Source organism: Leptospira interrogans (assembly GCF_900156205.1).
Classification (GTDB): domain Bacteria; phylum Spirochaetota; class Leptospiria; order Leptospirales; family Leptospiraceae; genus Leptospira; species Leptospira interrogans.
The window spans coordinates 45197-60802 of record NZ_FTNA01000004.1 but is presented as its reverse complement, the minus strand read 5'-3'; the positions used below and the strand labels follow the sequence as shown (position 1 = coordinate 60802).

The following is a 15606-nucleotide window of genomic DNA, read 5'->3' as shown; positions in this document are numbered from 1 at the left end:
TTGATAGGAAACAGAAATCATTGAAACATTGGATTCAGGAAAATTATAAAAATCGTTCTTGGGCTGGAGAATTAAACGAATCTCAAGAAGGTAAACAGATCGTTCTTTTTGGCTGGTCTTTTCGTTTTAGAGATCAAGGTGGTGTGATCTTTATCGATCTTAGAGATAGAACCGGTATCATTCAAGTTGTGGCTCGTAAAGAACTTCTGGGAGATTCTTTCACTCTTGCAGAAAAGGTTCGTTCTGAATACGTTTTGGCGGTCAGAGGTACTCTTAAAAAAAGAGATTTAGAATCTATCAATCCTAGAATGCAAACCGGGACGATCGAAGTGGTTCTGGATCAATTAGAGATTTTGAATGTTGCCAAAACTCCTCCGTTTTCTTTAGATGAGTTTGATGAAGTTTCCGAAGAATTAAAATTAAAATATCGTTATTTGGATTTTAGAAGAGAAGAACTTAAAAACCGGATGATCAAAAGACACGAGTTTATATTCGCAATTCGTAATTATCTTAACAAACGTAAGTTTGTAGAAATAGAAACTCCTATCTTAAACAAGTCTACTCCAGAAGGTGCGAGGGATTTTTTAGTTCCTTCTAGACTCAATCCAAATCAATTTTATGCCCTTCCTCAGTCCCCTCAAATCTTTAAACAAATTTTAATGGTCGGAGGTATGGAACGTTATTTTCAGATCGTAAAGTGTTTTAGAGACGAGGATTTACGCGCGGATAGACAACCTGAGTTTACTCAGTTAGATATGGAGTTTTCTTTTGTTAGCCAGGAAGAAATTCTTTCCGAAATTGAAGGACTTGTTGAGACGATTTATAAAGAAGTTTTTAATATTCAACTTTCCATTCCTTTTCCAAGAATGACTTATAATACCGCTATGGAAGAATACGGTTCTGACAAGCCAGATCTTCGTTTTGGTATGAAACTCGTGGATGTTTCTGAAATTGTAAAAGATTGTGACTTCAATGTTTTTGCTGGTGCCGTAAAAAACGGTGGAACCGTTAAGGTGGTTTGTGTCCCGGGTGGATCTATCATTTCTAGAAAAGAAATCGAAGATTATACCGCGTGGTTAAACAGGGACTATAAAGCCAAGGGTCTTGCGTATATGAAACACGGAACCGAAGGTTTGGAATCCACCATTACAAAACGTTTTAAAAAAGAAGAATTAGAGGCCATCTCTAAGGCGTGTGGTTCTAAAGAAGGAGATATGCTTTTTTTCGGGGCGGACGAAAGGGAGATCGTCAATCATTCATTAGGTGCTCTTCGTTTGAAACTTTCAGAACGTTTTGAAACTCCTAAAGAAAATGAAATCAACATCACTTGGATTGTGGATTTTCCTATGTTCGAATGGAATAAAGACCATAAACGTTGGGATGCACTTCATCATCCGTTTACTTCTCCTTCGGATGAGAGTATTCCATTTTTTGAATCTATGGAAACCTTACAAAAAAACGCAGGAAATGCCACGGCAAAAGCGTATGATCTTGTGATGAACGGAGTTGAAATCGGAGGTGGTTCGATTAGGATTCATTCTAAAGAGATTCAAAACAAAGTGTTTCAGGTTTTGGGGATTAACGAAGAAGAAGCCAAAGAGAAATTTGGGTTTCTGCTGGAAGCCCTCGAATTTGGTGCCCCACCTCACGGTGGTTTGGCGTTTGGTATCGATCGTATGTTGATGCTTCTCACCGGAGGAAAATCAATTCGGGACGTGATCGCTTTTCCTAAAACTCAAAAAGGTCTTTGTCTGATGAGTGAATGTCCTTCTCCCGTTGAAGAGAAACAACTTCAGGAATTGAAGATCAAACTCGCAAAGGTATAAACTTATTTCCACGCGCAAAGAACAGTTTAACTTCGAGAATCAGGATCTGTATCGTAAGGTCTGTGGTATCAACGACGAAGGTGTCAAAATTCTCGAAAAACAACTCGAGATGGATATTATTCCGAGAGGAAACGGTTTTCAGATTGAGGGTGAATCCGCAAAAGTAGAATTTGCATTAGATTTCTTTAAAAAGTTAGAAGCTAATTACTTAGAACGTCCCGATCGGGATTTTATCGATTCATTCGATTTTGCTTATATTCTAAAAGATGCAGGTAAGGAGCTTCGCAAAAAGAAGGCGAGGGAAACCGAACCGGAAAGAATTACCCCTTGGAAGCCGAGTGATAAAATTCTCACCACGTATCGAGGAAAACATATTTTTCCTCGAACTAGAAATCAGGAAATTTATTTCAGATCTTTTCAGGAAAATTTGATCACGTTTGCATTAGGTCCTGCCGGAACCGGAAAAACGTTTCTTTCGGTCGCGACCGCTTGTCGTTTTTTGCAAAGTGGTACTATCGATAAGATCATTCTAACTAGACCCGCAGTTGAAGCGGGTGAAAATTTAGGTTTTTTACCAGGAGATCTCAATCAAAAAGTGGACCCTTATTTACGTCCGGTTTATGACGCTTTGGGAGAATGTATCGGGGCAGAAAAGACTCAAGAGTATATCTCTTTAACTAAAATCGAAATTGCTCCTGTTGCTTTTATGCGAGGTAGGACTCTTTCTAATGCGTTTATCATTTTGGATGAGGCACAGAATTGTACTCTGGCACAACTTAAGATGATTATGACTCGTTTAGGAAGAAATTCTAGAATGTGCATTTCTGGTGATTCTACTCAAATTGATTTGGATCATGGACGTTCTGGGTTGGAAAAAGTGGTGACTTTATTTAAAAACACAGATCAAATTGGAATGGTCTTTTTTGGTAAAGAAGACATTACCAGACATCCTCTTGTGGAAGTGATCGTTCGTAAATTCGAGGAGTTGTAATCGTATGTCCAGTCCGGGAGAACAGGTCGAGTCTGCTATGGCTTGGATTACGGATACCCTTACTAGGGTCCGTTCGATTTGGTTTGTACGAAGATTTCAAATCGTTTTAGTTCTTATTACTCTTTTGACTGTTACTTGGATGCTTGCCATTCCGTTTTTTGGTCAGGATAAGATGGATCTTTCTCCGGATGGATTGTATTCGGAAGGTAAAACTGCGCCTGAAAAAATCATCTCCGCCAAAGAAATTGTCTATGAGGACGAGGATAAAACCAAGGCAAAAAAACTAACCGCTTATCAATCTGCTCCTTTTGTTTTTGATCGAGACTTTGGGGTTTTACAAGAACAGATCAATAATTTCATTCAAGAGGATATGGAGAATTTTCGTTCCTTCAAACCAAGCGCGGAAGGTAGGATTTATCCGGAACTTTTAAGCGTGGTTCCTCGTTGGAAAAACCGTTCTAAAGAAGAGATTGAACTTTTATATAAAATTCCAGGTAAAGGAAAACTTAAGGATCTTATTCAACAATATTCTAATTTAGTATTTTCTTCTTTTTGTATATTACGCGATTTACCTCCGGACTACGCCGCTTTAAAAACTTCGGGCGCGAGAGTACGTAATCAAGGAATCAAGGAGCAAATTTCTAATTTAGAAGGTGCTTATGTAATTCCTAGATCATTTTTATATAGAGATCCAGATACAGTCAATACGCTCAATCGTATGGCTCAGGAAAAACTTTCCCGTATGGACTCCGAAATACTTCCGATTATTCAGAAAATTTCCTTAAGTTATATCTATTCTAATCCTTCCTGTTCTTATAATTCGGAAGAAACTCTTTCCGCCAAACAATTTGCCGCGGATAGGGCGGAGCCGATCAATTCTAGAATTTTGGCCGGAGAGGTAATCGTTAAATCAGGAGAAATTATTACTCCCGAAATATTCAAAAAGTTGCAGATTGTAAACACTTATGCTACACGGGCAAACTTTGCTTCTATCGTTTCTATTTTACTCATTCAGACTGTATTTGTAGTTATCATCTATATTTTTCTTAAAAAGTACAATCCAAAACGTTTGAACGACGTTTCGAGTAACGTGATCGTTTTTTCTCTAATCTGGGTTTTGGTATTGAGTTGTACGGTTGCTTCTAAGATCTTTTTTAATTTTGAAACTAAATACGATTCTATTTTTTATTTTGCTCTGTTTGTTCCTGTTGGAATGGTTTGTTTGATTATCAGTTTTATCTACGACGAACAACTTTCGATTGCTATTGGGTTTTATCTTTCCTTTTTCATTTTTATGGCCTCTCATTATAATCCTACTTCGTTTATGTTAGGGTTTGTTTCTTGTATTGTATCTGCTAGCTACGGTAGAAATCTTAAAAAACGGATCGATTTTATCAAAGCAGGTTTATATATTTCGGGGGTTCAGATCATCATCGCGTCTAGTGGTTATCTTTTTGATTCTCGTAACTATTGGGTGGCGATTCCAAGCGGTTCTTGGATCAAGGATTTGATCGAATCGAATATATTCAAATTATATGTTCTTTGTCTGATAAACGGTTTTGCCTGTTCTACAGCCGCACAGTTTTTACTTCCTATCTATGAGTATTTATTCAATGTTCCTACTCGTTTTAAATTGATGGAACTAGCAGATACGGGACATCCGTTGTTACAGGATTTACTTACTAAGGCGCCTTCTACATATACACATACTTTTATGGTCGCTGCTCTTTCGGAACGGGCCTGTCAGAATTTAGGTTTGGATTGGTTATTGACTAGGGTAGGAGTGTATTTTCACGATATAGGTAAAATTCCAAACGCAGGGTTTTTTGTGGAGAATCAGCATTTGATTCCCAAAAAAGAAAATATAGATAAAAATAATCCGGCGCTTGCAGCAAAAATTGTCATCGATCACGTGTTAGACGGAATTGAGATGGCAAAGAAGGCAAGGCTTCCGAGAGAGGTAATCGATTTTATTCCGGAACATCACGGAACTTCCACGATGGCGTTTTTTTATCACAAGGCTTTGTCTGAACTTTCGCCTACTCAAAAAAAGAAATTAAAAAAACAGGATTTTCAATATCCAGGACCCAAACCGCAGAGAAAAGAAACCGCTATCGTAATGATTGCGGATTCTCTTGAAGCCGCTTCTCGTTCTTTGGACGAAATTACTCCGGAATCTTTGGATAATCTGATTACTAAAATTATAGGAATTAAACTCTCTGAAAATCAGTTAGACGAATGTGGGCTGACCTTAGGCGATCTAGAAGTAATCAAGGCTTCGTTTAAGGAAGTGTTGTTGTCTAGTCTTCATTCTAGACCTAAATATCCTAGTATGGAAGCCACCAAAGCATTAGAAAAAAAGAATGCGGTGGAGAACGGACACAAACAGATTAAAAACATTTCGGGGAAAACAAACTGATTTCTGATTTAGTTTCTATCTCCAATGACTATGGGGAAATTTTTTGGTGGAATGAATCAGAAGTACTTATGAATTGTAAGATTCTTTTTCGTAAAGAATTGAATGATTCTGAGTGTGAACTGAGTCTTTTGCTTGTTGGAGATTCGGATATGAAGGAAATCAATCGTCTACGTCGTGGAAAAGATAAAACCACGGACGTACTTTCTTTTCCTTTGGAGTTTGATTTTTCTCCCTTACAAAAGATACTTCCAAAAAATACTAGTTCTGATCAGAAAATGTTTCCACCAGTTGCGTTAGGCGAAATTGTAATTTCAATAGATACACTTCAAAAACAAGCAAAAGAAATTGGTCATTCCGAAAAAGACGAGTTTTATCGATTATTGGTTCACGGATTTTTACATCTCTTAGGTTATGATCACGAACGGGGAGATAAAGAGGAACACATTATGAAATTGAAGGAAGACGAATGTCTGGAAATTCTCCAGGGGCTCTGAAAAAAATCCGAGGAATTGTATTAGAATCTAAAACGATTCAGGAAGGAGACGCGCTCATTCGTTTGCTTCCTGAAGCTGGTTCTGTGGAAAATTTTCGCATTCGTGGAATTCGGAAAAGTAAAACTAGACCAATCGCTTCTGTAGAGCCAGGTTCGCTTTCGGATGTGGATTATTATCATTCCAAAAATAAAGAGACGCATAACGTAAAAGAGATTTCTCTAATCAATCGATTTGACCGCGCTAAGTCTGGTTATTTAGGAACTGTACTCGTATCTTATCTCGTGGAACTTGCATCTTCATTTACGCCAGATGGAGCTGAACATCCAGGAGAGTTTCGTTTATTGTTTGGGGCTTTGGAAGAATTAGAAGAAAATGGTATTTCTATTTTAATTTTACCTTTTTTTAAATTACGTCTTCTTGTATCTGGAGGATTTCTTTCTAAGGAACTGATATGTCATTCTTGCGGGGCTGAGTTGAAAGAGATGACATTCGTTACATTACAAACTACTCCGCTGGAATTGATCTGTGGAAATTGTCTTTACGGAGACAGAAATGATTTAGGTTGTGTGCAATGGATTCAAACGTTTTTGATGCTTAGGTTTCGAGACTTAAAAGAAAGAGAAATATCCGTTGAAAACATTCTGGACTTAGACAGAATTTGTAATCAAATGCTCGAACCAATTTTAAGAAAGAAATTAAAATCTGCGCCGACCTTATACGAAGCGCTTGGAGAAAATCTTGGAAAGTTTTCTTAAGACGATGCTTTTTATCTTTTATTTCTGCGTGCTTTTGTTCTTTACGATACTGGATATTCGTTGGGATCAAAAAGTTCCAGTTCAAATTTCGGTTGTAGAAAAAAGTGAGGATCGTGGAAAAAGATCAATACTTGTTTCTACGATGGATTTGAAAAAAATGGTATTCAGAGAATTAGAAGTAAGTTGGGAAAATTTACGGAAGAAAAACATTTTCTATGAAGGTAAATAAAATCAATTCAAGTCTTAAAAGACGGGTTTGTATAAAACTCGAAAAGATCGTTTTTATCGATAAAGTAATTTTTATGAAAGAAATCAAAACAAAAAGATTCGATGGGGGAAGAGTCCCCCTCGCTTCAGACGCGTTATACGAATTTATTCGCAATCGACCTAAAACCTATTTATTAACCCCTAATTACTTGAAACGCGTCTTACGCTACCCCCTCGCCGGGAAATACTTTTGTGTGCTTCCCGGACCTGGTTTTACTGAGATAAGTGGTAGTTCTCACATTTTACAGTGGAATTTAAATAAAGTGGTAGTTCCCACATTTTATGAAAGATCGCTCATCTCAGCTACGCAGAGAAACAACGCTAACGCTTATGTTTGTCTCGCTCTCTATGGATCGCTCGACATATGAAAGAAAATGAAACACTGAAACAAATCGTATTAAAAACACTAGAAGAAAGTGTTAATTCTTTAATCAGCTCATTTCCAGAGGTTGAAAAAGAAGCTTTCAAAATTAAAATTGAATACTCTAGAGATGAAAAGTTTGGGGATTATTCTACTTCATTTGCATTAGAAAATTCTAAATTACTAAAAAGAAACCCAATTCAAGTATCTAAGGAATTGGTAGAAATTCTACAAAAACGAACTGACCTTTTTGAAAAAGTGGATTTTACTCCACCTGGTTTTGTAAATTTCAGGATTTCCACTTCATTTCTTCTAAATTATATAGAAACCTCTGTTCTTTCTGGAAATTATTTTCCGAAAGTGGATCTTCCACTCAAGATCAACTTAGAGTTTGTTTCAGCAAATCCGACTGGCCCGCTCAATATAGTGTCTGCAAGGGCAGCTGCCAATGGGGATACGATGGCCTCTCTTTTAAAAGCAATCGGTCACAATGTAGATAAAGAATTTTATATCAATGATTATGGAAATCAGGTTTTTTTGTTAGGAGTTTCGACGTTAGTTCGAATTCGAGAATTAAAAGGGGAGGAGGGAACTCAACAAGAAACGACTGATGATACTCCGATTGAAATTATTTTAGAAAAAAATATATTACCCGCCGAAGGATATCGAGGTGAATATATTAAAGATATTGCAAGTAGTTTATTAAAAGATCCTAAAAAAAATGTAACGATTGAAAATTTATTAAAACAAAAAAAATACAAAGAACTCGCAGAGTTATGTGCTGTTTGGACCATAGAAAATAATCTAATTTGGCAAAGAAAGGATTTGGATGCGTTTGGAGTGGAGTTTGATTGCTATTTCAGTGAACGCACGTTACACGAAGCGGACAAGGTTCTTTCTGTAATGAAAGATTTGGAAAAATCCGGAAAGATATTTCAAGAAGATGGGAAAAAAGTGTTCCGTTCCACTGAATACGGCGATGACAAGGATAGGGTCGTTGTTCGGGACGACGGAAGACCTACGTATTTACTTGCGGATATTGCTTATCATAAGGATAAAATCGAACGCGGATACGATAAAATTTATGATATATGGGGACCAGATCATCATGGATATATCTCCAGACTTTCCGGAGCAGTACAATCTCTTGGATATAAAAAAGAAAATTTTAAAGTAATTATTTCTCAACAAGTCAACCTACTCGAGTCCGGACAAAAAGTAAAAATGAGTAAGCGTGCGGGCTCTTTTCAAACGATGAGTGATCTTATCGGATTTTTAGGAAAACACGGCAAAGACGTAGGACGTTATTTTTTTGTGATGCGTTCTTTAGACGCTCCGCTTGATTTCGATTTAGATCTTGCTAAAGATGAGTCGGATAAAAATCCGGTTTTTTATCTTCAATACGCTCATGCTAGAATCTGTTCGATCTTTAAAGAAGTGGGTGACCAAACTTCTAAAGAAGCGGCAGCTATATTAGAAATGTCTGAAGAACGAAAGAGACTTCTATTTTGGATAGCAAGATTTCCGGAAGAAATATTTGATTCTGCAAATGCGATGGAACCACATCGAGTTACGAACTATCTACAAAGTTTTGCAAAGGCGTTTACAAGTTTTTATTTAGCAAAAGATAATAGACTTAAAGACGCATCAAAAGAAGTACGTTTAGGATTGGCTAGGATATGTCTCGCCGCTAAAAATGTACTCGCCGAAGGGCTAAAGTTGATTGGAGTTTCCGCGCCGGAAAGGATGGAAAAAGAAAACTGATGTTTTCTCCTAAGATCATCATATTATCCACTGGTTCCGAACTTACTTCTGGAAGAAGTCAAGATACAAATTCCTCATGGATCGCAAACGAACTTTTTGGGATTGGATTTACAGTTTCCAAATTAGTCGTTTTACCCGATGATCCAGAAGCAATTTTAGAGGAGCTAAGAACGTTAGTCTCTCTTGCTACAAAGAAGAATCCTGTTCTACTAATTATGACCGGAGGATTGGGGCCGACGGAAGACGATTATACTCTAGAAGTGGTTTGTAAGTTAAAGGGAGTGTCTTCCGTGGAAAGTGTTGTCGCAAGACAAAGGATAGAGGCGTTTTATAAATTACGTGGAAAAAATTTTCAAGAATCGCTACAGACTGCGATTCGCCAAATATCCGTACCAAAAGACTCTACGATTTTAAACAATGAAGTTGGAATTGCGCCAGGTTTTATCGTATCTCTTGGAGAAAACGTACATTTAGGATGTATGCCCGGGGTACCTGGAGAAATGACTGAAATGTTTCGAGAGGAGTTTTCTACTTGGATTCTAAAGAAATATTCCACACGGGAATTACACTCAGGTTTTCGATTTATTTGGTGGATGAGTGAATCTCAGTTTCAGAAAGAATTTATATCTAAAGAAGAGTCCGTGACGAGTGGAAAAGTTATATGGGGAGTAGCGGCTAAAAGGGGATATATCCGTGTTAGCTTTCAATCCAACGAACGAGCGTTAGTTGATTTTTTGCTCAAAAAGTTAGATGAGATATATGGACCCAAATCTACACTGGATGTGTTTGAAGAACTTCCAAAACTATTGATCGAAAAAAAAATCACAGTAGGAACGGCAGAAAGTTGTACTGGAGGATTAATTTCCAAAATATTTACGGATAAACCTGGATCTTCAACTTATTTTTATGGAGGAGTAATTTCCTACGATAACGGAGTGAAAGAAGGGATTTTAGGAGTTAAAAAAAATACTCTAAAAGAGTTTGGGGCCGTCAGTATGGAAACCGCAAAAGAAATGGCAGAAGGAGCGTTAGTCGCTCTTGGTGTTGATTATTCTATTAGTGTTACTGGAATTGCCGGACCAGGTGGAGGAACTCCACAAAAAAAAGTGGGACTTGTATATTTTGGGATCGGACAAAAAAATGAGAAAACGGAAACTCACGAACATTACTTTCCTTTTCCTAGAAGCTCTTTCCGAGAATTTGCGGCTCATACCGGAATTTATCTTTTATACAATCGTTTAAAGAGGTTGGCATGAGACTGTTATCTGTAGTTGGATTCGGTTTATTTTTTTTAATATTGTTTTTTTATTTTCTGGGGAATCCGTATCCTACAGCCATAGGAATACAGAAAGTATGGGCGTTTTCTAAATCGGCTCATGCGGGAATGGCTCCCGATCCAAGATTTTTATGGAATCCGGAAGAAGAGATCAACGGATATAAATATGAAAATTCTTACTATACACTATCTTCTTCAAATGGAGTTGTATTTGATGATATAATAAAAATTGAATATCCTCTAAATACAAAAGGATATATAGAATACAAAAAAATAGGATCCGAGGTGAATTTTTATTCTCCTTCGAGAGAGATACTCTGGACTAAAGAATATAGAAGTTATCCAAGGGTCTCCCCTTCTGGAAATCTTGTGTTACTCATTGCAGGAGATCATAACCAAGTTCTACTTTCTGACATCAATGGAAATACCACTGGAGCGGGGAAAATAGACGGACGATTTTTGACGGACTATACATTTGCATCCGTATCTTTGATAACTGGAGTTTTATTTTCAGGAGGGGAATTGTTCGTTTTAGATTCGAAAGGTGCAATTCAAATCAAGAAAAATCTAGGTTCCGAAAAAAATCCAGTATTTGCCAAAAGTGTATCCTTATCGCCGGATGGAAGTAAAATTGCGATTCATCTTTTGAATACAAACCGAGATAGTGTGATCGTTTTTGGGGAAAAGGGAGAAGAGATTTTTTCCTTTGATTTAGATACGATTTATCCGCATAAACTTAATTTAGCAATTTCTAATACGGGAGAAATACTTGTTTCGACTCCCAATAGTATAGAATTTTACGACGTTTCCGGGAAAAAAATTCTGAATTTAAAACGAACTTCTAACAACGGTGTATATCAAGCGGTATATCACAATGGAAATTGGTTTACTGCCGAGTTAAATCAAGAAATCCTTTTTATTGATGAAGTAGGGAAAATTCTAAAAAAAGAAAAGATCCGTGGTTCTGATTTGCCCGTGCGATTTTTTCCTTCCGGCAAAAACGCTTCGGTAGTCTTAGAGACAAAAAAAGAACTATTTCTCTATCGAAATCTTTGATTTAGAGAATCGTCTTGAGCCTGTAACGTAGATTTATAATTAACAAATGTAAGGGTTTTTATAAATTACATTCTCGTTAAGTTATAAATTTTTGAATAAGCTTTTCATTGTTTAAAATCTATAGGGACACTTACATTTCAAAACGATCATTTGATGATGAATTATACTACTCATAACTATATAATAAGATACCTAATATTTTACATAGAATCAGCGTTTTGTGATAAAATTAACGGTACTCAATTTTCTAGAGATCAGTAATATACATAAATCTAAAAGTAATCATTTATATTTGACGATGAATATATATAAGTCATGCACAGCGGCTTCTTCATGTAGATATTCGTTTGTATTCCCCATGTAATATAAATTTCCATTTAAGTCATGTGCTATTCCATTACCAATTTTAAGTCTATTAGGAGCGCCTATTTGTCGTGACCAGATTAATTCTCCGGAAGGATTGTGTTTTGTAAAAAATAGATCTCGAATACCGGTAGAGTTTTCATGTACTTTTAATATATTTCCATTTGTAGAACCTATTGAATAGACATTTCCCTCAGTATCTGTATCTAGAGAAGAAATAGTAGTATGATAATTATTTTGAGGATCTTGGCTTTGTGCCGGGCCTAATTGTTGGATCCATTGAAGAACACCTAAAGAATTGTATTTTACCAAGGTTGCAAGATGAGACGTTCTGTCAGCACCGGATCCAAAATCAGCGTTGCTATTTCCACCTACAAAAACGTTTCCTAAAGTATCAACTGTTATAGTATTACTTTCAATTGATCTTGAAGGGAAACTAAGTTGAGCGAAAAATTGTTTGTTTCCATTATCGTTATCATATTTGAAAATAAAAAGATTTTTCACGCCGAAGTCATTTATCTCTGTATTCGTTTCAAAATTTGCGTTTCCCGAACCGGTTACATAAGTATTTTGAACTCTGTCGAAAGCGGCACATAGTGTGGAGATTTGAGTATGTCTACTAATGAAAAGTTGTCTGACCCAAGTTTGATTTCCTTGAGGATCAAATTTAGCTATAAATCCGTTCGCCCCTAATTCCGGACCTCCGAAAGGTCCGCTTGAAAACCCAACTACAAAAATATTTCCAGATGTATCTATATAAATACTTGTTGGAGTTGTTCTGGATTCTTTTTCCTGTGGGCCGGCTTGTGTAGTCCAATCTCTGGTTCCGTCCGAGTTGAATTTAATTACGAACATATCTTCTGAACTACGAAGTGGGTTGGGAAAAAATCCATCATTGCCCGTACTACCGGTAACGTAAACATTTCCGTTATGATCGACAGTCATAGCGCTAACATTCAATGCTACGTCAATAGCTCCAATTTGTTGAGTCCAGATTGTATTTTTATGAGAATCATACTTTCCTAAAATGAGATCTTTCATTCCGATTGGTCTCGGATTATAAACACCTCCATTGGTTTCACCAACTACGTAGATAAAACCATTTTGATCTACGTAGATACCTTTACTTGCCGTTTGAGCATTTTCAGCTCCGATTAATAAGGTCCAATCTAATCTTGAGTCAGATTGAGAATCTGAGTGAAGTGGATCGTTATTCTGTAAAAGAAAATCCGGAATTTTCAGTAGAAAATGAATCCAATAATCAATGTTTTCGGGGGCCGCTATACCAAACACATTGGTAGGTAAACAATTCGAAAATAAAATAAAAAGAAAAATTAAATAACGAACCAAGATAATTTCTCCTAAGATTTTATAATAACTAAATAAGATATAAGTGAATTTTTTAGATAGAAGTTTAATTAGAAATAGGGTAGTTTATCCTATTTCTAATATACTTAAGTAAAGAATAAATTTACGTTTCTTAGGGAGTATAACGTTTGTATAATAGATAAACAAGTAACGTGTGTCTATTAGTCATCGTTTATAATTGAATTGGTTAGAGATAATTACTAATCCCTATAAAATAAGATACTGTGAATTTTCATCGTAAAACACTATTTTAGTAGAAGATTTTGGTAATTTTTTATAAGTTATAGATAGTTGATGTAGATTCGGCCTATAAATCGGTTCCATAAAAGCTTGTTTTATCGTAAAAAAATAAAATCGAACTTAAGAAACAATTATGTTTTGGTATTCAGTATTTAAGAGTTTGTCCTAAAATCTTAAAAGAATTGTTTTTGAAGCTTTAATAAAATGTGATAGTTCCTACACTTTTAGCTTTTAAAACAACTTCTTTATAAAAGCTTAATTTTTAACGTTAAACTCATGTTATACGAATTTGAAAATGTTCAAACTTCGTAGATAGAAAGAGATTTATAACTTTTGTTTCCTTGTTTATCGAGTAAAGCGATGATTTCTGTTCTGGTATCTTTTTCTATGTTAAAAATCAATTGATCAGAAATTTCCCTACAAATGTATAAACCTCTACCATGGGAATCGGCGAGACCTGGAGGGAATCCTGTATTTTCGTCGACGGTAATATGACGATCTAAACGTTTTAGAATTTCCTTTTTATCTAAAGAACCAAAATGATCTCGGATTACAATGATAAAAGTGTTTTCGGCAATTCCGTAACCGATTTCAAAAAAATCAGACTCTGCGAGTTGAATGTTTTCCAGAGGGATCACAAGACCGCGGGAAGGTAGTTCGTATTGGTATTTATAATTTCCTTTAGAATCCCTTGGGGCTCGAATCATAGCGTTGGAAGTTAGTTCTTCTAAAATTTGATTGATCGCGTTAGGCGCTCCTTTCTCGATCAAAAACTTGGCAATTCGATTACAGATAAAATTTCTCTGTTCGTCCGAATAAATTCTTTTAAATACGATTCCGTTTGGGTGAGGAACCGAAAAATCCTTATCTTCTGGTTCCGATTCTTGAATTACAAAATCGGTTCCGAAATATTTTTCTACTCCAAATATATCCTTAGTAAGAAGTTTGTGAACCATGACGGAGATCAATTTAATATCTAAAAAGGAATATTTCGGAATGATATTCCAAATACCGTGTTTATATGCAAAATTAATGTAGTCGTTGATATTGTAAGCGGTCATTAGAGTATAAAGAATGTGAGGAAATTCATGTTGTATGGTTTTGATCAGATCCAGTCCGGTTTTACCCGGCATACGAATATCTGTGATGACCAGATGAATTTTTTCGCTCTTTAAAATGTCTACCGCTCCGTCATAATTTTCAGCGTCAAAAATATTGTATTTAACGGAGAGTAAATCTTTGATCGCTTCCCGGATCGAATGGATATCTTCAACGATCAATATATTATACATCAGGAAATGTACTCTTGATATTGTGTGAAAGGTAAAGAAACTCTAAACCTTGTTTTCTTTTCAAAGGATTTAACGGATAGTTCTCCTTTGTGTTCTCGAACGATAGAATGACAGATGGAAAGTCCAAGTCCGGTTCCAATTCCGGTTTTATTTTTGGTAAAAAAAGGAGAAAATATCTTATCGATCAGATTATCCGGAATCCCTCCCGCATTATCTTCTACGATGATATGTACCATGTTTCTGGTTTTACGAACTTCTACCCGAATTTTTCCTTCTCCATAATCGAATGCTTGCAAAGAGTTCTTAAATAAATTGATAAATAGTCTTTCTAGTTTTACTGGATTAAATTGAAAGGTGGTTCTGGGCTCACATAAAATTTCCCAAGAAATATTTTTAGAAAGTACTGGATATACCCAGATCACATTTTCTCTTGCTTTTTGGATAGTTTCATAAATGTCCGCGCTTGTAGTTACCAATCGGTCCGGTTTTGCAAAACTGATAATATCGGTGACGATCATAGCGGCTCTTGTTAGATCCTCTTTCATCATATCCAAACGTTTACGAAAAAAATCAGGATCGATTGAAGTGAGATTGTTCAAAAGACTTTGAAGGGTTAAACTCATACCTGTAAGAGGGTTGTTCAGCTCGTGTGCGACACCGGAAATAAAAATTCCCAAAGAAGCTAAATTTCGAATTCTTAGATTTTCTTCTTCTTTTTCTTTGATTCTGGTAATGTTACTTACCTTTTCAAGAACGGAACCTATGTTACCTTCTTTTTCTATAGGATAGAAGTCTAGATAGAGAGTTTCTTTTTGGCCTTTGACGGAATGAAAAATTTCTCTGTTCACGTCCGATCTGGGGTATTCAAAATATCTGTTGAAATTTTCTTCGCTCGATTGCATTCCTTTCATCGGGCAGTAAGGACAGACGTCATTACGATTGTATAAAACTTCGAAACATTTTTTACCTATGATGGATAAAAACGAGGATTGACTGGAAAATTCCAATGTGGATCGATTGACTCTGCGTATACGAAATCCTGGATCGATCAATACCAACGGTTCCGTAATCCCATCTAAGATGGCTTGAAGTTCGCCGGTTTTTTCTAGGAGATTTTCCTGCAATGAGGACATG

13 protein-coding genes are annotated in these 15606 nt (G+C 36.2%); 10 read left to right on the top strand and 3 right to left on the bottom strand.

Annotated features, from left to right (window positions below; genetic code table 11):
* The first annotated feature begins 20 nt into the window (after positions 1 to 20).
* The 10 genes from aspS to BW942_RS04565 all read left to right on the top strand — a co-directional run bounded on the left by aspS (position 21) and on the right by BW942_RS04565 (position 11209).
* Complete coding sequence (aspS, locus tag BW942_RS04610; RefSeq protein ID WP_000683520.1) at positions 21 to 1826, top strand: aspartate--tRNA ligase; 1806 nt, start codon at positions 21 to 23, stop codon at positions 1824 to 1826.
* Positions 1827 to 1935: 109 nt separating this feature from the next.
* Positions 1936 to 2817 (top strand): PhoH family protein, encoded by an 882-nt coding sequence (locus BW942_RS04605; RefSeq protein WP_000351423.1) that lies wholly within the window; start codon positions 1936 to 1938, stop codon positions 2815 to 2817.
* Positions 2818 to 2821: 4 nt separating this feature from the next.
* A complete protein-coding gene (locus tag BW942_RS04600) occupies positions 2822 to 5236 on the top strand; it encodes an HD family phosphohydrolase (RefSeq protein WP_000097929.1) in 2415 nt (804 codons plus the stop codon).
* Between the two features lie 68 nt (positions 5237 to 5304).
* Positions 5305 to 5730, top strand: coding sequence for an rRNA maturation RNase YbeY (ybeY, locus tag BW942_RS04595; protein ID WP_000995662.1), 426 nt, complete (start codon positions 5305 to 5307; stop codon positions 5728 to 5730).
* Positions 5703 to 6485: a DNA repair protein RecO gene (gene recO / locus BW942_RS04590; protein WP_000016451.1), complete on the top strand. Its 783-nt coding sequence runs from the start codon at positions 5703 to 5705 to the stop codon at positions 6483 to 6485. The genes ybeY and recO overlap by 28 nt, the downstream gene beginning before the upstream one ends.
* A complete protein-coding gene (locus tag BW942_RS04585; protein WP_000443324.1) occupies positions 6469 to 6714 on the top strand; it encodes a hypothetical protein in 246 nt (81 codons plus the stop codon). Before recO ends, BW942_RS04585 begins: the two co-directional genes overlap by 17 nt.
* Positions 6701 to 7120, top strand: coding sequence for a hypothetical protein (locus BW942_RS04580; protein ID WP_000867456.1), 420 nt, complete (start codon positions 6701 to 6703; stop codon positions 7118 to 7120). The genes BW942_RS04585 and BW942_RS04580 overlap by 14 nt, the downstream gene beginning before the upstream one ends.
* Positions 7117 to 8877, top strand: a complete 1761-nt coding sequence (gene argS, locus BW942_RS04575) for an arginine--tRNA ligase (protein ID WP_000662000.1) — start codon at positions 7117 to 7119, stop codon at positions 8875 to 8877. Before BW942_RS04580 ends, argS begins: the two co-directional genes overlap by 4 nt.
* Complete coding sequence (locus BW942_RS04570; RefSeq protein ID WP_000492632.1) at positions 8877 to 10133, top strand: nicotinamide-nucleotide amidohydrolase family protein; 1257 nt, start codon at positions 8877 to 8879, stop codon at positions 10131 to 10133. The genes argS and BW942_RS04570 overlap by 1 nt, the downstream gene beginning before the upstream one ends.
* Complete coding sequence (locus tag BW942_RS04565) at positions 10130 to 11209, top strand: NHL repeat-containing protein (RefSeq protein ID WP_001238533.1); 1080 nt, start codon at positions 10130 to 10132, stop codon at positions 11207 to 11209. The genes BW942_RS04570 and BW942_RS04565 overlap by 4 nt, the downstream gene beginning before the upstream one ends.
* A 282-nt stretch (positions 11210 to 11491) precedes the next feature.
* On the opposite strand, the gene BW942_RS04560 is transcribed toward BW942_RS04565, so the two are convergent.
* From BW942_RS04560 to BW942_RS04550, 3 genes are all read right to left on the bottom strand, one after another.
* A complete protein-coding gene (locus tag BW942_RS04560; RefSeq protein WP_000252841.1) occupies positions 11492 to 12922 on the bottom strand; it encodes an SBBP repeat beta-propeller lipoprotein, LipL53 family in 1431 nt (476 codons plus the stop codon).
* A 557-nt stretch (positions 12923 to 13479) separates the two neighbouring features.
* A complete protein-coding gene (locus tag BW942_RS04555) occupies positions 13480 to 14472 on the bottom strand; it encodes a response regulator transcription factor (RefSeq protein WP_002969373.1) in 993 nt (330 codons plus the stop codon).
* A complete protein-coding gene (locus BW942_RS04550; protein ID WP_000096813.1) occupies positions 14472 to 15605 on the bottom strand; it encodes an LIC_12097 family sensor histidine kinase in 1134 nt (377 codons plus the stop codon). Before BW942_RS04550 ends, BW942_RS04555 begins: the two co-directional genes overlap by 1 nt.
* Position 15606: the final 1 nt, after the last annotated feature.